This window comes from Streptosporangium sandarakinum (genome assembly GCF_050942225.1).
Taxonomy (GTDB): Bacteria; Actinomycetota; Actinomycetes; order Streptosporangiales; family Streptosporangiaceae; genus Streptosporangium; species Streptosporangium nondiastaticum.
This window is the reverse complement of record NZ_CP192034.1, coordinates 6,369,851-6,389,303: the sequence shown is the minus strand read 5'-3', so window position 1 is coordinate 6,389,303 and position 19,453 is coordinate 6,369,851. Positions and strand designations below refer to the sequence as shown.

The window sequence follows — 19,453 nt, the reverse complement described above, 5'->3', positions numbered from 1 at the left end:
GCGGCGGCGCGGGTCCGTTCCGGGAGGTCGTGACCGGGGCGGCGCGTCGCCGTACGTCGGCCCGGGCGTACGTCGGCCTATCCGTACGCCGGCCCGGACCGTCACGCCGGCCCGGCCGTGCGTTGCCCCGGCCATACGCTGCCGCGGGCCGTCACGTCGGCCCGGTGCCGCCCGCTTTCCCTCTTGTGACTCATCCCCGGATATCCACGCCCTCCGTGTGGCCACGATCACACCTGACCATAACCCTCTTTTCCGGTAGGTTATTATCGATTCACCTCAGGCGATCCCATGCCTCCGTTCACGAAGGGCAGCCCCATGTCACGTTCCAGACTGCGATTCGCCGCCGCGAGCGCCGCCACGCTCGCCGTCGCAGGGCTTCTCGGGGCCTGTGGCGGCACGGGACCCGCGGCGGACTCCTCGACAGGAAAGGCGAAGGCCGCGGGGCGGCCGGTGTACGGAGGCACGCTGACCTATCTGGAGCACCAGCCTCCGACCTGCCTCTACCTGCCGGCCGCCGGGTTCTATCCGAACGGCGGCATCCTGAACCAGATCACCGACAAGCTCACCTGGCAGAACCCCGAGACGCTGAAGATCGAGCCGTGGATCGCCACCAAATGGGAGATCAACAAGGACGCGACCGAGTACACCTTCCACCTGCGTGACGGCGTGACGTTCAGCGACGGCACCCCGCTCGACGCGGAGACGGTGGCCGCGAACTTCGACGTCTACGGCCTCGGCGACGAGAAGCTGAAGCTCCCGGTCGCGGAGTTCGTCAACAACTACGAGCGCAGCGAGGTCATCGACCCCCTGACCGTGCGCTTCCATTTCACCAAGCCCTCGCCCGGTTTCCTCCAGGGCACATCCGTCATCGGCGCCGGCCTGGTCTCGAAGAAGACGATCGCCCTGCCGTACGAGGAGCAGTGCCGGCTGAGGAACATCGTCGGCTCCGGTCCCTTCACGGTGAAGAACCAGGTCGTCGACAAGGAGGTGGACCTCGCCGTCCGGAAGGACTACGACTGGGCGCCGCCGTCGTCCGGGCACCAGGGCCGGGCCTATCTCGACGAGATCAAGATCATCGTGACGCCCGAGGACAACGTGCGCGTCGGCGCGCTCGTCTCCGGACAGGCCGACTTCGTCCGGTACGTGCAGGCGTACGACGAGGCGACCGTCAAGAACGCCGGGTTCACCGTCTACGCCGAACCCACCAGGGGCGTGAACAACGGCCTCTACCTGCGGCCGGGCAACAGCATCCTGAAGGACCGCGGCGTCCGCAAGGCGCTCCAGGCCGGGACGAACGCCAAGGAGATCGTCGAGACCCTCTTCACCTCCGGCTACCCGGTGGCCACCTCGGTGCTGAGCCGGCTCGCCCAGGGCTACACGGACCTGTCGAAGGAGCTCGCCTACGACCCGGACCGGGCCGGCAGGCTGCTCGACGAGGCCGGCTGGACCCGGGGCCCCGACGGCGTCAGGGAGAAGGACGGCAGGAAGCTCCAGCTCGGCGTGTTCGTCGCCGGCCCCCAGCCGCTCTCGAAGCAGACCCTGGAACTGGTCGGCCAGCAGTGGGCCAGGATCGGGGTCAAGCTGGAGATCCGCCCCGCCGACGCGGGCACCCAGGCCGTGGACATCAAGGACGCCGAGAAGACCGCCGTCGCGCACAGCATGGTCGGCCGCGCCGACCAGGACGTGATCAAGAGCCACTTCCACAGCCAGAACCGCGACGTCATCCTCTCCGACGACGAGAAGCTGGACCGGCTGCTGGAGGAGGAGTCGGCCGAGCCCGACGTCACCAAGCGCAACGCCAAGGTCGCCGAGATCCAGCGGTACGTGGTCGACCAGGGGTACGCCATCCCGCTGTTCGAGGAGCCCCAGGTGTACGGCGGGGCGCCCTACGTGCACGGAGTCGCCTTCGAGGCGGTGGCCAGGCCCTCGTTCTACTCGGTCTGGAAGTCGGAGCGGGAGTAGCGGTGGCGAGGTATCTGCTTCGACGGACCGCGCAGGCGGCGTTCGTGCTGTGGGCCGCCTTCACCGTCGCCTACGTCCTCCTGCAACTGCTGCCGGGCGACTCGATCCTGATCAAGTTCCAGAATCCGGAGCTGGGCCTGTCGCCGCGGCAGATCCAGGAGATCCGCGCCTACTACGGCGGTGACGTGTCCCCCCTGGAGTCCTACGCGACCACCCTGCTCGGGTTCCTGCGCGGCGGCTTCGGCTACTCCATCGACACCGGCACCCCGGTGGTCGAGAGGCTGGCCGAGGCGCTGCCCGCGACGGCCGTGCTGGCCGGAAGCGGGTTCCTGCTGGCGGTGCTGATCGCCGTGGTGATCGCGTTCGCGGCGGGTCACAGCAGGACGTCGTGGATCAGGGGCGCGCTGCTGGCGGTGCCGTCGCTGTTCGTCTCGGTCCCGGTGTTCTGGCTGGGCATCCTGCTCATCCAGGTGTTCTCGTTCCGGCTCGGCCTGGTGCCCGTCATCGGGGGAAGCGCCCTCCAGCAGCTCGTCCTGCCCGTGCTGACGCTGGCCGTGCCGATCGCCGCCCCGATCGCTCAGGTCCTGGCCCGGAGCATCGACCGGGTGCAGGCGCAGGCGTTCGTGCCCGTCGTGGCCGCGAAGGGCGCGTCGCGGTGGTGGATCCTCTGGCGGCACGTGGCGCGCAACGCGGCGCTGCCCGCGCTGACCGTGGCCGGGGTGACGTTCGGCGAGCTGATCGCCGGTTCCGTCGTGACGGAGACGGTGTTCGGCCGCAACGGCATCGGCAGGCTGACCGAGCAGGCCGTGAACGCCCAGGACACGCCGGTGATGCTCGCCGTCGTGGTGCTCGCCGCGGCCGTGTTCGTGCTGGTCAACTTCGCCGTCGACGTGCTGTTCCCGGTGCTCGATCCGCGGCTGAGGGCGGTGACCGGATGAACCGGCCGAAGACCGGGCTGCTTGTGGCCTCGCTGGTGCTCGCGGTCGTCGCGCTCTGGGCGCTCGCGCCGGGCCTGTTCACCGCCCACGACCCCATCGCGGGCGTGCCCGCCGAGAAGCTCCAGGCGCCGAGCGCGCGGCACCTGTTCGGCACCGACGCGGTGGGCCGCGACCTGTTCGCGAGAGTGGTGCACGGGTCCGTGCACTCGCTGTCGGGGGCGTTCGTGGCCGTCGCGGTCGGGCTGCTCCTGGGGACCCTGCTCGGGCTGCTGGCCGGATCGGCCGGCGGGCCGGTCGACGACGCGGTCATGCGCTTCGTCGACGTGCTGCTCTCGGTGCCCGGCCTGCTCCTGGCACTCACCGTGATCATCCTGCTCGGCCCCGGTACGGTGAACGTGGCGATCGCGGTCGGCACCGGCTCGGTCGCGGCCTTCGCCCGCCTCGCCCGGTCCGAGGTGGTGCGGGTGCGCCGTACCGACTACGTGGAGGCCGCGTTCGGCAGCGGCGGCAGATACCCGGTCGTGCTCTGGAGGCACGTGCTGCCGAACTCGCTCGGACCCGTCATCGCGCTCACCGCGCTGCAGTTCGGCATGGCGATCCTGGCCATCTCGACGCTCGGCTTCCTCGGCTACGGCGCGGAGCCGCCCACACCGGAGTGGGGCCTGCTGATCGCCGAAGGGCGCAACTACCTGGCGACGTCGTGGTGGCTGACCACGCTGCCGGGGGCCGTGGTGGTCGCGGTGGTGCTCGCCGCCGGCCGGATCAGCCGCTCCATCGGAAGGAGCACGGCATGAGCCTGCTCGACATCCGCGACCTCGCCGTGTCCTACGGCGGCAGGCCCGCGGTCAGAGGGATCTCCTTCAGCGTGGAGCCGAAGGAGGTCGTCGCCCTCGTCGGCGAGTCGGGGTCCGGCAAGTCCACCACCGCGCACGCGATCATGGGGTTGCTCCCCCCGGGCGGGACGGTGGACGGCGGCCGGATCCTGCTCGGCGACGCCGACCTGACCTCGTGGTCCTCGCGGCGCATGGAGTCGGTGCGCGGCACACGGATCGGCCTGGTCCCGCAGGACCCGGCGAACTCCCTCAACCCGGTCAAGACCATCGGCGCCCAGATCGGCGAGGTGTTCCGCCTGCACGGGCGGGGCGACCGCCGTACGATCCGGCGGCGGGTCGTCGAGCTGCTCGCCCGCGTCGGCCTGTCCGACCCGGAGACGCGGGCCCGCCAGTACCCGCACGAGCTCTCCGGAGGGATGCGGCAGCGGGTGCTCATCGCCATCGCGATCGCCCTGGAACCGCAACTGATCATCGCCGACGAGCCCACCAGCGCCCTGGACGTCACCGTGCAGCGGCGCATCCTGGACCTCATCGACGACCTGCGTGCCGAGTTCGGCACGGCGGTGCTGCTGGTCACCCACGACCTGGGCGTGGCCGCCGCCCGCTCGGACCGGCTGGTCGTCATGAAGGACGGCCTGGTCGAGGAGGAGGGACCGACCTCCGCCGTGATCGCCGACCCCCGGGCCGGCTACACCGCGCGGCTGCTGGACGACGCCCCGGCCCTGTCGGCCCGGGAGTTCCGGACGGCCGAGCCGGGCGGCCGCGGTCCCGCCGTCGTGGTCCGGGACCTGGTCAAGGAGTTCCGGACCGGCCGGCGCCCGTTCCGCGCCGTCGACGGAGTCTCCTTCGAGGTGGCCGCCGGGACGACGCACGCGCTGGTGGGGGAGTCGGGCTCGGGCAAGACCACCACGGCGCGGATGGTGGCGCGCTTCGCCGAGCCCACGTCCGGGACGGTGGAGATCCCCGGGGCGGGCCCGGGACGCCTGTTCCGCCGCCACGTCCAGCTCGTGTACCAGAACCCGTACGGGTCGCTCGACCCCCGGCAGTCCATCGCGGAGATCGTGGAGGAGCCGCTGCGCAACTTCCGGCTCGGTGACCGCGCGGCCCGCCGTACCCGCGTCACCGAACTGCTGGAACGGGTGGCGCTCCCGCGGGACGTCGCCGGGCGCAGGCCCCGGGAGCTCTCCGGCGGGCAACGGCAGCGGGTGGCCATCGCCCGCGCGCTGGCCGCCGGACCCGAGGTGCTCGTGCTCGACGAGGCGGTCTCCGCGCTCGACGTCACCGTCCAGGCGCAGATCCTCGACCTGCTGGAACGGCTCCAGCGCGACCTCGGACTGACCTATCTCTTCATCTCGCACGACCTCGCGGTGGTGCGGCAGATCTCACACACCATCTCCGTCATGAACGAAGGGCGCATCGTGGAATCCGGAACCACCCGGCAGGTCTTCACCGACCCATGCCATCCCTACACCCGGGAACTTCTCGCCGCGATCCCGGAGCCGGTCCGATGAGGCTCGGCTTCTTCACCCGGATCCTCGACGAGGTGCCGCCCGGAGAGCGTTACCGGCTGGCGGCCGAGCAGATCCGGCACGCGGAGGCCCTGGGGTTCGACACCGCCTGGGTCGCGCAGCACCACTTCAACGCCGCCGAGGGCGGCCTGCCCTCGCCGCTGGTGTTCCTGGCGCACGTGGCGGCGGAGACCCGCAGGATCCGCCTCGGCACCGGCATCATCACGCTCCCGCTCGAAGACCCGCTGCGCACGGCCGAGGACACCGCCGTACTCGACCTGCTGTCCGGTGGCCGCCTGGAAGTGGGCGTGGGCAGCGGGGGGACACCCACCTCCTTCGCCCCCTTCGGCCGCGACAGCGCCGACCGCGCGGCCCTTTACGCCGAGCACCTGGCCGTGCTGGTCCGGGCCTGGTCCGGAGAGGACCTCGGCGGCGGCAACCGGCTCCACCCGCCCGCGCCCCGGCTGACCGGCGCCGTGTGGGAGGCGACGTTCTCCGCGGCCGGCGGCGCCCGCGCCGGCCGGGCGGGCAACGGGCTGATGCTCTCGCGCACCCAGCCCCGCCCCGCCGACCGGCCGGAGGCGACCCTCGCGGAGCTCCAGCGGCCCATCGTGGACGCCTACCTGGAGAACCTGCCGCCGGACGCCACACCGCGGATCATGGCCTCGCGCACCGCCTTCGTGGCCGACAGCCGGACCGAGGCGCTCCGGCACGCGGAACGCGGCCTCAGCGGCGACAGGCTCCCGTTCGAGCTGCCCGACAGCGACCTCGACCGGCGGATCACCGCGTTCGACGTGCACGTCGGCACCCCGCAGGACGTCATCGAGACCCTCCAGGCCGACCCGGTCCTCGACCGGGTGACCGACCTGGCCCTGCAGGTGCACTCGGTCGACCCGCCGCATCCCCTCATCCTCCGCTCCATCGAGCTGCTGGCGACCGAGGTCGCGCCCGCGCTCGGCTGGGTCCCCTCGGCGGAGAGGAGCCTCGCGTGACCATGACGGCACGAGACCCGTACGTCCCGGCAGGAACGAGCCCCGCATGACACTCGACATCCCCGACACCGCAGCTGTTTCCGGCGCAGCCGGCACCGCCGACGTCATCGACCGGCTGGCCGGGATCACGCCCGGCTCATCCCTCGACCGGCTCCGCCACCGGCGGCCGGGCGCCCGCGAGCACGCCCAGCGCAGCTTCGACGCGCTGTTCGCCCCCGACGCGGAGACCGAGGTCACGCTCGTCGAGCGGAACGCGATCGCCGCCTTCGTGACCGGGCTGCACCGCGACGCCCCCGCCGCCGGCTTCTACGCGGAGCGGCTGGCCGACCTCGCCCCGGGCCTGTCGGCGACCGTACGGGCCGAGGTCGAGGCGGGCGCCGCCACCGGACCCTACGGGGTCTATCCGGCGGGCGTCGCGGCGCCGGGGGAGAGCGTCGAAGGGCCGCGCTACCGCGCCGGCGATCCCGGCGCGCTGGGCGCACGCCTCACCGCCGCGTTCGAGCACGCGCACCTGCTCGTGTTCCGGCCCCGCGAGGCGAGCAGGGAGGACCTCGACGCGCTGCGCCGTGCGGGCTGGAGCTCCACGGGCATCGTCACGCTCTCGCAGCTCGTGGCCTTTCTCAGCTTCCAGGTCCGGATCGCCGCCGGACTGCGTCTGCTGGGGGTCGCCGCATGACCGGTTTCACCCGGGAACAGCTCGGCTGGGCACCGTGGCTGGAGCCGCTGGCCGCCGATGAGCTCACCGACGAGCACCGCGAGGCACTGGTCGACAGGGCGCGCGCCGCGTCGCCGTACTTCCGCCTCCTCGCCCGCGACCCGCGAATCCTCCACGCGCGTACGGTGACCGACAACGACATCTTCCACAACGCCGACGGCGGACTGCCGCGGGCCGAACGCGAGCTGGCCGCCACGGCCACCTCCCGCCGGAACGGCTGCGTGTTCTGCGCCTCGGTGCACGCGCGCTTCGCCGCGCACCACTCCAGGCGGCCCGACGACGTACAGCGGCTGCTCGACGAGGGCGTCCACGCGCGGCAGGACGACCGATGGCGGGCGATCATCGACGCGTCGGCGGCGCTCACCGCCACCCCCGGCGAACTCACCGCCGGACACCTCGCCGCGCTGCGCGCCGCGGGGCTCGACGACCTGGAGATCAGCGACGTCATCAACGCCGCCGCGTTCTTCAACTGGGCCAACCGGCTCATGCTCTCACTCGGCGAACCAGTGAAGGAGGAGGACCGGTGACCACCGGTACGACCATCGACCCCCAGCTCGACCACCTCGTCTACGCGGTGCCGGACCTGCTCGCCGGCGTCGCCGAGTTCGCCGAGCGCACCGGCGTCACCCCGGTGGCGGGCGGCAGCCATCCCGGCGGCACCGCCAACCACCTCGTCGGCCTCGGCCCCTCCTCCTACCTGGAGATCATCGGCCCCGATCCGGCGGCCGGGCCCGACGCCCGCCCGCGCGCCTTCGGCCTGGACTCCCTCCGCGAGCCGCGCCTCGCCGCCTGGGCCGTCCACCCCGGTGACATCGACGCCGCGGTACGGCGGGCGCGGGAACGCGGCCACGACCCCGGCGACGTCCGGCCGCTCTCCCGGCGCACGCCCGGCGGGACGCTGCTGGAGTGGCGGTTGACCCGCCGCGACGACCCGGCAGCGGTCAGACCGGTGCCGTTCCTCATCGACTGGGGCCGTACCCCCCACCCCGCCGCCTCCGGGCTGCCCGGACTGCGCCTGGACTCCTTCGCCGCCGCCCACCCCGACCCCGCCGGACTCCGCCGCGACCTGGCCGCGCTGGACGTACGGCTCGACGTCGCCGACGGCCCGGAACCCGCGCTGAGAGCGGTGCTGCTCACCCCTCTCGGCCCTGTGACGCTGACCTGAAACGGAGATCCATCCGTATGAGCACCCTCCGCGACTACCTGTCGCAGAAGCGCACGGCCCTGCTGGCCCGCCGGGAGTCCCCCGAGCGGGGCCCCGTCCCACTGCACGCCCACGTCACGGCCGAGGGCCGCAGCGGAGTCCGGCGCATCAGGATCAGGGACTTCCAGATCCTCAGCGACAGCGGACCCGACTTCGCCGGATACGACCTCGGCCCGGGCTCCCCCGAGCTGCAGGCGGGTGTGCTGGGAAGCTGCGTCACCCACATCTTCCTGATCAAGGCGGCCGAGTCGGGGATACCGCTCGACTCGCTGGAGGTGGACGTGCGCGCCGAGTACGACCCCGCGGCCCAGCGGCCGGGCGAGAACGGAATCCCGGTGTACCCGCAGAACTTCCGCTACGAGGTGCTGATCGACTCACCCGCCTCGGACGAGGAACTGGCCCGCCTGCACGCCGAGGTCGAGCGGGTGTGCCCGATCCTCAACCTGATCCGCCACGCCCAGGACATCAGCGGCTCGGTGGTGAGGGTCCGCGCCGGGTCGGCCCTCCCGGCGTAGCGCCGCGCCCCTGACCGCCGCCCGATACGCGGCCGGCCGTCCGTCCTCTGCGCTTCTCCGCGACGGCATGAGCCGTCCGCCCCTCCGAGCCGCGCTCGACGGGTTCCCCCCCGAATCGCGCGTATGAGGGCTGTGAGGGTTGCGAGGCTGCGGGCGGGACCGGCTCGCCTCGTCGGCCGGCCCGCCGGCCCGTGCCCACGCCCGCCCGGAACCGGAGGCGCCGGTTCCGGGCGGGCGGCGGGTCCCGCCGTTAGACGTCGCTCTCCATGCCGATGGCGTCGCCGCCGTTGGACGTGGGCGAGCCCGACTTCTTGACGTTCCGGACCGTCAGTTCTGGATGATGATGTTGCCGGCCTCGCGGATGTGGATGCCCACCTGGTCGAAGACGGCTCCGCCGCCGACCCCGATGATCGTGACGTTGCTGATCTGCTTGAGCTCGATCACGCCGTCGGCGGTGTTGCAGCTGCCGCCCGACACCTTGGCGGTGTTGGCGTGGTTGATGATTCCCTCGACCTCGATGGTGATCGGGGTGCTGCTGCCGGCCCGGCTGCACAGGGCCTGGTGGATCGCGGTCCCCGTGGTGGCCCGTACCGTCTGCCCGCCCGCGCCACCGGTGGTCCCGCCGTTCTGGGTCGCGTAACCGGTGGCGCCGCCGGCCGCCGCCGACGCGCCGGGTAACGACAGGATCGTGCCGGTCGCGGCCGCAACGGCCGTCGTGGCCAGCGCCGCACAGAGTCGCAGCGCGACTGGTCGCCTCATGATCGACGTCCCTTTCGTTGTTGGGTTCCAGGTGGCGCCGCTCCATGTCCGGGGTGTTCCGGCGGACCGTTGACGTCGGCGACCCGTCGCCGGGCAGGGGATGCGAGCGGTTTTTCGATGTGGACGGGGGCGGTGGTTCAGCAGCGGCCCGGCTCCGCGGGGCGCCGGTGCCGGCCGCGGGGCCGCCGCGACCGTGCTCCCGCCGCGGTGCGAAGGTCGCCTCCGTCGGGGCGGCCTTTGTGTAGGAAAGCGCTTTCCAGTGAAAGATAGGGCGGCCCTTTCGGGTTGGCAAGGCCGCGCGCTGAAAATCCACCCGGTCCGGGCCGGACGGTGCGCCGGAGCCCTGGGAACGCCCCCGGAAAGCCGTGCCGGCGGACATCGAGCCAGGCGGTGAGCTGCGGAAACCCGATGGAACGATACAAATGACGGCTCTGCCGCGGATTTGTCGGTGAATGAAAGTTTCATGGCGCCGCAACGGTCTTCGTTCGGCGCCGACGAGCTTGTGACCGCGATGTTCTTCGAACCGCCGCCGCCGTCCACGGCGGACGGGATTGTTTCCGCTCACCACCGCGCGCTGAAGGCGGCGAGAGCACCGGAAGCGAAGGGGGCGGGAACCGGTTCCGGTTCCCGCCCCGAGGTCACTCGAAGAACAGAATCCAGACCGTCCGGCCGTCACCGCCGGGCCGATGACGCGTCATCGGTGGCGAGCGGAACCTTTGCCGCCCGTTCGCCCCCGTACGGCGGAGGACGGTCACCTCACCGGGCTCCGGCGCGGGCTCCGGCGTTCGCCGTCCAGATCGTGACGGCGACCAGCAGAACGCAGACGGCCGCGATCGCTCCGACCACGGCGGCCACGCCGATCCAGGGCGCCGCGAGCGGCAGCGCCAGGACGACGACGCACCCCGGAACCGTGGCGGGAAAGAGGGCGGGTGCGGCGCCGACCAGCGCGTTCACCGCCCACAGCAGGGCGAGGTACACACCCACCGGGGCGGCGACCGCGTAGCCGAGCGCCACCGGCGACACCGCGACGTCGTGCCCGCTCCGCTCCACCGCCACTTCGAGCCCGGCGCCGAGGGCCGCCAGGGCCGCGAAGATGCCGTAGTGGCCGTACCCCCACAGGTAGGACCGCCGGCGGTGGTCGCTGAGACCGTCCCCCGCCGGACCGAGGAAGTACAGCCACCAGAGAGCGAACAGCAGGAGGAGACCGGCGACGGCGATCACGACGAGGCGCCCGCCGACTTCGCCCGCCTCCAGCGCCCCTTCGACCCCCCTGCTCGCGGCCAGGACGCTCTCACCGAGCAGGATGATCGTGAACAGGCCGTAGCGTTCGGCGATGTGATGCGGGTGCCAGCTGGTGGACCCGGCCCGCTCCGCCCACCACGGCACCGCGATCTCCAGGGCGGCCAGGAGGACGAAGGACGGCAGGCCCAGGGACGGGGGCAGCGCTCCCGTCTCCACGAGAGCGAGCCGCGACAGCCAGCCCACCTGCAGTAAGGTGATGCCGCCGGCGTAGCGGAACGCGGTACGGCGCCCCTCCGGATCCTCGCGACCGGCCCGCAGCCACTGGACGACGAGCCCGATCCTCATGAGGAAATAGCCCAGCGTGATGACCCCGTAGTCGGAGTGGCCCGCCGCGGCGGGCACGCCGGCGGCGAGGACCAGCACACCGGCCATCTGCACCATGGTCAGCAGCCGGTAGGCGACGTCGTCGGTGTCGTAGGACGAGGCGAACCACGTGAAGTTCATCCACGCCCACCAGATCGCGAAGAACACCTGAAGGAACGGCACCAGCCCGGCCAGGCCGTGACCACCGGCGATGCCGTGCGCGAACTGCGCGGTGGCGGCCGCGACCGCGACCACGAAGGTCAGATCGAACAGCAGCTCCAGCGGGCTCGAAACGCGGTGCGGCTCGTCGACGGCACGGGCGCTCATCCGGGTCCGGATCCGGATCGTGGTGCCTCCTGGGGGCAAGGTCCTGCTCCTGTCGTTTCGCAACGTACGGTCATCCTGAAGATAGACAGGGCGGCGTTCCGCTCTGTGACGGCGCGGCACCGGGATCGCACGCTCGCCGCCGGGGAACGCGCGGAACCCGCGTCGGGCGCGCCGCGGCGCTCACCCGGCGCGGAAGCCCCGGTGGATCATCCGGCGCGACGCGCGAGCCACTGCCGATAGGTGGTCCCGGCGATGACGGCGCCCTCCTTGGCGACGAGGGCGTCGCCCGAGGCGGCGGCGTACATGCCGGCGCGGTCGTCGGTGACGACGGCGCGGTGGTCACCGCGGGCGGCGAGGGTGATCCGGCCCAGCTCGTCGAGGGCGAAGACCTCGGGGCCGGCGACGTCCAGGGTACCCCGCAGCGGAACGCCCACGCTGACGTCGGCCACGGCCCGGGCGACGTCGTCCGCGGCCACGGGCTGCAGGAGAGTGGCGGGCAGGCGCACGGTGCGCTCGTCGGAGGTCCAGGACAGCACCGTGTCGACGAACTCGAAGAACTGCGTGGAACGCACGATCGAGTACGGCACGGGCCCGGCCCTGAGGATGTCCTCCTGCAGCACCTTCGCGCGGTAGAAGACCAGATCGGGCACCAGGTCGGCGCCCACGATCGACAGGATGACCGCGTGTCCGACGCCCGCCGCATCGGCGGCGGCCAGCAGGTTGTCCATGGTCCTCCGGAAGAAGGCGGGCGAGGCGTCGTCGAAGGCCCGCGGCTTCGTCAGGTTGACGACGACGTCGGCGCCCGCCAGCGCCCCGGGCAGGCCCCGCCCGCTGAGCAGGTCCACCCCGGTGGACGTCGAGTGCGGCACCGCCTCGTGCCCGCCCGCGTTCAGGATCCCGACCACCCTGGATCCGATGAGGCCGGTCCCGCCGATGACAGCGATCTTCATTTCATGACCTTCCCGGTTCTCGCACACGACGGCACGCGCCGCCTCCCCCTCGGACCCGAACGCCAAGGACCCGCTCGCCTCCTGAGACCGGATGATCCCCCGATCCGTGACAGGTTCCCGCCGGACGAACGACCTGTTCTCCTGGCCCCCTGGTCCGCTCGCCGTCCGGGGTCGATGGCGACGAGATCAGCATGCCCTCGCCGCCGCCGTTCGCCGGCCGATGACGGCGGGCACGTCCCCGGCGGTCGCCCCGGAGCCGAAACGTCCCCGCCGGAGATGTCGGTCCCGGCCTGTACGTTGACGCCTCGTTGGCATGTGATCCTTCGGGTGAGGAGTGAGCGGCGTGGGTGCTTGGGACAGCGGTCCTTTCGACAACGACTCGGCGGCGGACTGGTGCGGGGAGCTGGGTGATGCCGGTCCGGAGGACCGGGCGGGCGTGGTCCGGCAGGCGCTGCTCGGTGCCGCGGAGTCCGTGGACTATCTGGAGGTGGACGAAGGGTCGGCGGCGGTGGCGGCGGCGGCCATCGTCGCGGCCGAGTGCTGCGGTGGCCCGCCGGTCACTTCGGCGTACGCGCCGGACTTCCTGCGGGAGGGCGGCGGGATCGGCCTTTCCGACGACCTCGTGCCGCTCGCGCTGCGTGCGCTGGACCGTGTTCTCGGCCAGGATTCCGAGCTCTGGGAGTTGTGGGAGGAGGCTGATGACGGCCGCTCGTTCCTGGCGGAGATCGAGCCTTTGCGCGCCGCCCTCGCGCGGGGAACCTCCGGCTGAGGGGTCCCCCGGCGAACGCCGCTCGCGGAGGCTGTGCGGCGGGGGAGGGGGCGACCGGTCACCTGCGAAAGACCAGGTCGGAATGCGGAAGACCTGGTCTCGGTGGCGTGCCCTGCAGGATTCGACTCTGCAACCGTCGGGTTAGAAGTGGATCGGCCGTCGGTGGCTCCGTAATGCGGTGGCCTGCGGCCGTGGGCTATGGCACGGTGAGTGGGATGAAGATCATCCCGCGTATGTCCCGTGGTAAGCCGTCGCGCCCTGTGCATACCATCGTGGGCATGCCGGCCTGGGAAGGATGCACCGACGCGGATATCAGTGTCATCCTTCAGGCTCACGGCCTCAGCCATATGCCTCATGTCTATGAGGACTGGCTTCGGCAGTACGGCCGCGGCCCGGGACGCGACCCGATATTCCATAAGCGAGGCGGCATCGCTTATATGCCCGAGGTCTTCGAAAATTCCGCTGAGGCGAGAGCCATCGTGGCCGGCATGCCCACCTCGTACGAACTGCCGCCTGGCGCCCTGGTGGTGTCGACATGGCAGGGCTATATGTTCGAGTTTGTCATGACCGACGATGGTGACGACCCTCCGCTTCTCGTCTACATCGAGGGCGAAGACGTCGCTCAGCGGCAAGGGAGTCGGCCGCTGTCGAATTGGCTGGCTGACCTTCTCCGAACAGAGAACGGCCAAGGCTGTTCGTGACGACCGGTTTGGAAGATCGCGGCGCGCGACACCGCCACTTGCCGTGTTCCAGGCCAGGAGCGGTCTCGCCTTGCCCGTGAATCCCCGTGGTTCCCCTGGTGACCCTCCTGACGGGCGCGCAGCAGGTACGGTGCCGACACCTCGCCCGAACCGCGTTAGCGGCTTCGCTCCTGCCCGTCCCGATCGGTTCCAGGTGGACCGATGCATCCGGCTCCACCTACGGCTCGGGCATCGACGCTGCGATCACCCCGGAGCCGGAGCGCCCAGCTGAAATTCGGCTCTCATGTACTCTCTGGAAGAGACGAGTGGCCGATCGGACATGTCCAATCAGCCGCTGCTCACGAGCCAGGTTCTTTGGCTTCGCGGTCGTCCCGGGGCTTTGCCCTGGCCGGGGAGACCTGCTTTTGATCGTTGCGCTCGGCAAGTGTCGCGGCTAGCGAGGCGATCATGAAGCCGATACCGATCAGGGCGAACGTCATGCCTTTGCCGTCAGCGCGGCTGTGCTGGCCGGTCACGTAGCAACCGCTCATGACGAAGGCCAGTGATCCAAGGACGATGAAAAGAAACATCGGGCGCATGGGGACCGATCGTACGGGGCGTCTGGATCACGCGACAGACTGTATTTCGATCGCAGTGAAGAGCATCGACCTAAAAACGTTTGTCAACACTGCTATTGCGCGCGGCCCGGGCACGGCCGCGCGCGAGGACGGTCCCCAGGCCGCACACGCAGCGTGTGGCCGAGCGCCGGACCAAGGGCCTCGGTCTCCCCGGGGTCCTTTGGTCCGGGTGCGGAGTCTGCCTTCAGCGCTCCAGAACCGCTTGTCCGGCTGCGAAATGAGCCGTGGGGTATTCCACCCGTTCCGTTGGCTTTTCCGGGGCGTGGATCTTTCGAGAATCGCGGTGTCTCGCTCTCACCTGGTCTCGTCGTGCACGAGCAACAGGAACGTCCGAGCGTAGGACAGGCCTTCGGCCGGCCGGGGCCAGTCCAGATCGGCCAGCCTCTCCGAGGCCGCCTCGTGGCGGACGCCGTTGACCCGGATCTCGGCGGTCTCGGTGTCCTTGCCGCCGCCGAAGAACGCCTTGATACCGATCAGGTGGTCGCGATCGAACGTGCCCTCCAGCACCGGGGCCAGGCGGGACAGAAGCGGGTTGTCCACCGCCCAGTGCTGGACGGCCAGAAAGTCGTCGCCGGTACCCCATCCGATGACACCGCCGTGGATGGCATGCCAGCCGGGGAACCCGTCGGGCGCATCGGAGGCGAAGTGCCCGGCGAAGGAGCCGTCCTGGCTGAGAAGTTCGAGGAGAGCGCTGCCGGTGGTGCCGAGCCAGAGCTGGATCGCGCGGTCCACGGCCTCTTCGGGGGTGCCGCCGTATCCCGCGACGCAGTCGCTGATCGTGGTGTCCTCGGGCCGGGTAGGGCTCGAACGCGATGTTGCGGGCCTACGTCGAGTGCATCGGCGGGTAGTGGGAGGCGGATACCGAAGGGGTGGCGCCGGCAGTGTGATCACGGAATGCGGTGTCGGATCGGATCAAGGGCCTCGGTCTCCCAGGACCCTTTCGGCAGGGGGACGGGATCCGTCCTTCGTCACTCCGGATCCGCTCGCCGCCCTGAGGGAACGGGCTGTAGAGCATTCCGTGTATGTTCCGCGGCCGGTGGCGCGTGGCTGCTCACGGCTGCCTCCGACTGCATGGGGGCGTCCACCCCGGAACATGAGAAAGACCAGGTCAGAGTGCAGATGACCTGGTCCTGGTGGCGCGCCCTGCAGGATTCGAACCTGCGACCGTCGGATTAGAAGTCCGGTGCTCTATCCAGCTGAGCTAAGGGCGCTCCCGCCTAATTGTGCATGATTCAGGAAGCGGTCACGCATCAGTTATCAGGCTGTGTTGTGAGGATCACTGTAGGGGATCCTCGAACCGCCCGGTGCGGTAAGCGCCATCCGGGCGACGGCGGCCCCGGAAAGGCGGAACCCTGCGGGGGCCGGGCGGCCGGGTGGGTTCGCACGAGCGCGTTCCCGCCCGCCCGCGGGCGGGTCTACCCTCGTATGCCATGTTCGCTGTCACGGCCCACGAGGAGATCCCCTTGCTGGGCGGTGACGTGACCTACGGGGTGGTCCGGGTCGGTGAGACCGTCCGCAGGCCCTCCCGGCCGTCCACGCCCGCGGTCCACGCGCTGCTGCGGCACCTGGAGGCCGCCGGATTCGACGGCGCGCCCCGGGCGCTGGGAACGGACGAGCGGGGCCGGGAGATCCTCTCCTACGTCGAGGGCGGCTCCGCTCCCAGGCCGCTGCCCGGTTACGCGCTCACCGACGAGGCGCTGGCCGCCCTGGCGGTCCTGCTGCGCCGCTTCCACGACGCGGCGGCGGGCTTCACCCCGCCACCGCGCGCCGTGTGGGAGGCCGGGTCCAACGACGACGCGGCCCCGGAGCTGGTCGGGCACTGCGACGTCAACCTCGACAACGTGATCTTCCGCGACGGCCTGCCCGCGGCGCTGATCGACTTCGACCTGGCCCGGCCGACGACCCGGCTGTTCGACGTGGTGACGACCCTGCGGCACTGGGCTCCGCTCGCCGACCCGCTGGACCTGGAGCCGCTCCAGCGTTCCCTGCAGGTCGGCCCCCGGCTGCGGCTGTTCTGCGACGCGTACGGCCTGGCCTCCCGTGACCGCCGCCGCCTGCTCGACCTCGCCCGCCTGCGCTTCGGCCGCTCCTACCACGTCATGCGGACCCGGGCCGTCACCGCCGGCGGCGGCTGGGCCCGCATGTGGGAGTCGGGCGCGGGGGAGCGCATCCGCCGGGCCCTCGCCTGGCTCGACACCCATCAGGACGAACTCGATGCCCATCTTCTCTGACCGTCGCACCGCCCCGGGAACCCTCGGCCGCCGCCCCGTCCCGGAAACACTCGGCGGCGCCCTACGCCGGACCTTCTCCGAAAGCCGGACCCTCTCCGGAAGCGGGACCCCCGGACGGGTTTCCGGCCGGTTCCCCGGACGCGCGCTCTCCCGGATATCCGGTCCTGTGCGGCCCGGCCGGGCCGAGGCGTTCGGCGTGCTCGCCGGGGTCGCCCTCGACGCGCTGCTCGCCGACCCTCGACGCGGTCACCCGGTGGCGCTGTTCGGCCGGGCCGCCGCCGCGCTGGAGAGGCGTCTGTACGGTGACGCCCGCCCCGCCGGGATCCGCTACGTCGCCGCCTGCGTGGGCCCGGTGGCGCTGCTCGGGCTGGCCGCGGCCCGGACACCGGACCCGCGGGTCCGGGGCGCGCTGGCCGCGGCGGCGACCTGGGCGGTGCTGGGCGGCACCACCCTGGGACGCGAGGGCGCCGCCATGGCCGGGCTGCTGGAGTCCGGCGACCTCGCCGGGGCCCGGCGGCGGCTGCCGCACCTGTGCGGGCGCGACCCGTCCCGGCTGGAGGAGTCCGGGCTGGCCCGGGCCACCGTCGAGTCGATCGCGGAGAACACCTCCGACGCCGTCGTGGCGCCGCTGTTCTGGGGCGCGGTCGCCGGGATCCCGGGTCTGCTGGCCTACCGGGCGGTCAACACCCTCGACGCGATGGTGGGCCACCGCGACGCGCGCTACGAGCGGTTCGGCTGGGCCGCGGCCCGGCTCGACGACGTGGCCAACTACGTCCCGGCCCGGATCACCGGGCTGCTGACGGTCCTCGCCGCCCCGCTGGCCGGCGGCTCGGCCCGGCGGGCGGCGGCCGTGCTGCGCCGGGACGGCCACCGCCACCCGAGCCCCAACGCGGGCCGGTGCGAGGCGGCCTTCGCCGGGGCGCTGGACCTCACGCTCGGCGGCGTGAACGTCTACGGCGAACGCGTGGAACATCGCCCGGAGATGGGCGACGGCGCCAAGCCGTCGGTCGCGGACATCCGCAGGTCCGTACGGCTGGCACGGGTGGTGAACCTCGCCGCCGCGGGCCTGGCCGCCGCCGCGCTGCTCGCCCGCCGTACCGGACCGGCGAAGGGACGGCCCGCGAGCCGGGCGGCGATCGGACGATGAGCGGTGATCGGACGACGGGCGGCGATCGGGCGACGGACTGCGGTCGGATCATGAGCGGCGGCCGGACGACGGGCGGCGGCCGGACGACGAGCAGGGTGGTCCGGGCGGAAACGGACGGAAGAGACGGAAAGGTGTGCGGGTGAAGGGCGCGTTGCTGGTCGCCGGGACCACCTCCGACGCGGGCAAGAGCGTCGTCACCGCCGGTGTCTGCCGCTGGCTGGCCCGCCAGGGGGTCAAGGTCGCGCCGTACAAGGCGCAGAACATGTCGCTCAACTCCTTCGTCACCGCCGACGGCGCCGAGATCGGCCGCGCGCAGGCGATGCAGGCCGCCGCGTGCGGCCTGGAGCCGGCGGCCGACATGAATCCGATCCTCCTCAAGCCGGGCAGCGACCGGCGCAGCCAGGTCGTGGTCATGGGACGGCCGCTGACCGACGTCGACGCGATGGAGTACCGGGACCTCAAGGACCACCTCCGCACGGTCGCCGTCGACGCGCTGGAACGGCTGCGCGCCCGTTACGACGTCGTGGTCTGCGAGGGCGCGGGCAGTCCGGCGGAGATCAACCTGCGCGAGGGCGACATCGCCAACATGGGCCTGGCCCGCGCCGCCGGCCTGCCGGTCGTCGTGGTCGGCGACATCGACCGCGGCGGGGTCTTCGCCGCGATGTACGGGACGGTGGCCCTGCTGGAGCCCGCCGACCAGGCGCTGATCGCCGGGTTCGTGGTCAACAAGTTCCGCGGGGCCCGCGAGCTCCTCGAACCGGCCCTCGGCATGATCAGGGAGCTGACCGGCCGGGAGGTCTACGGCGTGCTGCCGTGGCTGGAGGGCGCGTGGCTGGACGCCGAGGACTCCCTCGCCCTGGACAACCGTCCCGCGATCGGGACGCGTGCGCCGTACGGCCGGCAGACCCTGCGCGTCGCGGTGGTCAGGCTGCCGCGCGTCTCCAACTTCACCGACGTCGACGCCCTGGCCGCCGAGCCCGGGGTGACGGTCCGCTTCGTGACCTCCCCGGCCGAGCTGGACGACGCCGACCTGGTGGTGCTGCCCGGCTCCCGCGCCACGGTCTCCGACCTGGCCTGGCTGCGCGCGACCGGCCTGGCCGCCGCGCTGCCCGGCCGGGCCGTGCTGGGCATCTGCGGCGGCTACCAGATGCTCGCCCGGACCATCCACGACGACGTCGAGTCCGGCGCCGGCCGGGTGGAGGGGCTGGGCCTGCTGCCCGCGACGGTGGTGTTCGCCCCGGACAAGACGCTGGGCCGGCCGGTCGGCGCGGCGTACGGCTGCCCCGTCACGGCCTACGAGATCCACCACGGGGTCGTGACGGCCGAGGGCGGCGAGCCGTTCCTCGACGGCTGCCGCTCGGGCGCCGTCTGGGGCACCACCTGGCACGGCGCCCTGGAGAACGACGGCTTCCGCCGGGCGTTCCTGGCCGACGTGGCGGCGGTGACCGGCCGCGACTTCGTGCCCGCCCCGGACGTCTCCTTCGCCGCGCTGCGCGAGGAACGGCTGGACGCCCTGGGCGACCTGGTCGAACACCATCTGGACACCGGCGCCCTGCTCCGGCTCCTGGAACACGGAGCCCCGGAGGGACTGCCGGTCCTGCCGCCGGGCGGTGTCCGGGGAGCGCCGTGACGGCTCCGCCGCGAGCGCCGGGACCGGACCCGGCGGGCGGGTCAGAGGCG

General features: G+C 72.0%; 19 protein-coding genes and 1 tRNA gene. 14 read left to right on the top strand and 6 right to left on the bottom strand.

Annotation, left to right across the window (positions count from 1 at the left end; translation table 11 throughout):
- The first annotated feature begins 315 nt into the window (after positions 1 to 315).
- Genes ACQP10_RS29400 through ACQP10_RS29360 form a run of 9 tightly spaced genes read left to right on the top strand, consistent with a single transcriptional unit; the run spans position 316 to position 8,667 of the window.
- Complete coding sequence (locus ACQP10_RS29400; protein ID WP_399500068.1) at positions 316 to 1,962, top strand: TIGR04028 family ABC transporter substrate-binding protein; 1,647 nt, start codon at positions 316 to 318, stop codon at positions 1,960 to 1,962.
- Between the two features lie 2 nt (positions 1,963 to 1,964).
- On the top strand, positions 1,965 to 2,900 hold the full coding sequence (locus ACQP10_RS29395; RefSeq protein WP_179824081.1) for an ABC transporter permease: 936 nt from the start codon (positions 1,965 to 1,967) through the stop codon (positions 2,898 to 2,900).
- Complete coding sequence (locus ACQP10_RS29390; RefSeq protein WP_179824079.1) at positions 2,897 to 3,694, top strand: ABC transporter permease; 798 nt, start codon at positions 2,897 to 2,899, stop codon at positions 3,692 to 3,694. Before ACQP10_RS29395 ends, ACQP10_RS29390 begins: the two co-directional genes overlap by 4 nt.
- On the top strand, positions 3,691 to 5,244 hold the full coding sequence (locus ACQP10_RS29385; RefSeq protein ID WP_179824078.1) for a dipeptide ABC transporter ATP-binding protein: 1,554 nt from the start codon (positions 3,691 to 3,693) through the stop codon (positions 5,242 to 5,244). The genes ACQP10_RS29390 and ACQP10_RS29385 overlap by 4 nt, the downstream gene beginning before the upstream one ends.
- A complete protein-coding gene (locus ACQP10_RS29380) occupies positions 5,241 to 6,233 on the top strand; it encodes a putative FMN-dependent luciferase-like monooxygenase (protein ID WP_390000247.1) in 993 nt (330 codons plus the stop codon). The genes ACQP10_RS29385 and ACQP10_RS29380 overlap by 4 nt, the downstream gene beginning before the upstream one ends.
- Positions 6,234 to 6,279: 46 nt before the next feature.
- Positions 6,280 to 6,909, top strand: coding sequence for a CMD domain protein (locus tag ACQP10_RS29375; RefSeq protein WP_433540090.1), 630 nt, complete (start codon positions 6,280 to 6,282; stop codon positions 6,907 to 6,909).
- On the top strand, positions 6,906 to 7,475 hold the full coding sequence (locus ACQP10_RS29370) for an alkylhydroperoxidase domain protein (protein WP_433540089.1): 570 nt from the start codon (positions 6,906 to 6,908) through the stop codon (positions 7,473 to 7,475). Before ACQP10_RS29375 ends, ACQP10_RS29370 begins: the two co-directional genes overlap by 4 nt.
- On the top strand, positions 7,472 to 8,113 hold the full coding sequence (locus ACQP10_RS29365; RefSeq protein ID WP_433540088.1) for a VOC family protein: 642 nt from the start codon (positions 7,472 to 7,474) through the stop codon (positions 8,111 to 8,113). Before ACQP10_RS29370 ends, ACQP10_RS29365 begins: the two co-directional genes overlap by 4 nt.
- Positions 8,114 to 8,130: 17 nt before the next feature.
- Positions 8,131 to 8,667, top strand: a complete 537-nt coding sequence (locus ACQP10_RS29360; RefSeq protein WP_399500064.1) for an OsmC family protein — start codon at positions 8,131 to 8,133, stop codon at positions 8,665 to 8,667.
- A 327-nt stretch (positions 8,668 to 8,994) separates the two neighbouring features.
- On the opposite strand, the gene ACQP10_RS29355 is transcribed toward ACQP10_RS29360, so the two are convergent.
- The 3 genes from ACQP10_RS29355 to ACQP10_RS29345 form a co-directional block, all read right to left on the bottom strand.
- Positions 8,995 to 9,426, bottom strand: coding sequence for a hypothetical protein (locus ACQP10_RS29355; protein ID WP_433540087.1), 432 nt, complete (start codon positions 9,424 to 9,426; stop codon positions 8,995 to 8,997).
- 756 nt (positions 9,427 to 10,182) lie between these two features.
- Entirely contained in the window at positions 10,183 to 11,358 is a 1,176-nt protein-coding gene (locus ACQP10_RS29350; protein WP_399500063.1) for a low temperature requirement protein A, read from the bottom strand.
- Positions 11,359 to 11,564: 206 nt separating this feature from the next.
- Positions 11,565 to 12,308 (bottom strand): SDR family oxidoreductase, encoded by a 744-nt coding sequence (locus ACQP10_RS29345; RefSeq protein ID WP_390000265.1) that lies wholly within the window; start codon positions 12,306 to 12,308, stop codon positions 11,565 to 11,567.
- Between the two features lie 343 nt (positions 12,309 to 12,651).
- Between ACQP10_RS29345 and ACQP10_RS29340 the strand changes: the two genes are divergently transcribed.
- Positions 12,652 to 13,077, top strand: a complete 426-nt coding sequence (locus ACQP10_RS29340; protein ID WP_346019557.1) for a DUF4259 domain-containing protein — start codon at positions 12,652 to 12,654, stop codon at positions 13,075 to 13,077.
- A 215-nt stretch (positions 13,078 to 13,292) separates the two neighbouring features.
- Entirely contained in the window at positions 13,293 to 13,778 is a 486-nt protein-coding gene (locus ACQP10_RS29335; RefSeq protein ID WP_433540086.1) for a hypothetical protein, read from the top strand.
- A gap of 338 nt (positions 13,779 to 14,116) precedes the next feature.
- Here ACQP10_RS29335 and ACQP10_RS29330 read toward each other — a convergent pair whose 3' ends face one another.
- From ACQP10_RS29330 to ACQP10_RS29320, 3 genes are all read right to left on the bottom strand, one after another.
- The gene (locus ACQP10_RS29330; protein WP_346019559.1) at positions 14,117 to 14,356 is read right to left on the bottom strand and encodes a hypothetical protein; all 240 of its coding nucleotides are present in this window, start codon (positions 14,354 to 14,356) and stop codon (positions 14,117 to 14,119) included.
- A 333-nt stretch (positions 14,357 to 14,689) separates the two neighbouring features.
- Positions 14,690 to 15,286 (bottom strand): DUF6348 family protein, encoded by a 597-nt coding sequence (locus ACQP10_RS29325; protein ID WP_433540085.1) that lies wholly within the window; start codon positions 15,284 to 15,286, stop codon positions 14,690 to 14,692.
- Between the two features lie 243 nt (positions 15,287 to 15,529).
- Positions 15,530 to 15,606, bottom strand: a tRNA-Arg gene (locus tag ACQP10_RS29320).
- Between the two features lie 219 nt (positions 15,607 to 15,825).
- Here ACQP10_RS29320 and ACQP10_RS29315 point away from each other — a divergent pair.
- From ACQP10_RS29315 to ACQP10_RS29305, 3 genes are all read left to right on the top strand, one after another.
- The gene (locus ACQP10_RS29315) at positions 15,826 to 16,626 is read left to right on the top strand and encodes a phosphotransferase (protein ID WP_399500060.1); all 801 of its coding nucleotides are present in this window, start codon (positions 15,826 to 15,828) and stop codon (positions 16,624 to 16,626) included.
- 166 nt (positions 16,627 to 16,792) lie between these two features.
- Positions 16,793 to 17,773, top strand: coding sequence for a cobalamin biosynthesis protein (locus ACQP10_RS29310; RefSeq protein WP_346019562.1), 981 nt, complete (start codon positions 16,793 to 16,795; stop codon positions 17,771 to 17,773).
- 139 nt (positions 17,774 to 17,912) lie between these two features.
- Positions 17,913 to 19,403, top strand: a complete 1,491-nt coding sequence (locus ACQP10_RS29305; protein ID WP_346019563.1) for a cobyric acid synthase — start codon at positions 17,913 to 17,915, stop codon at positions 19,401 to 19,403.
- Positions 19,404 to 19,453 lie beyond the last annotated feature (50 nt).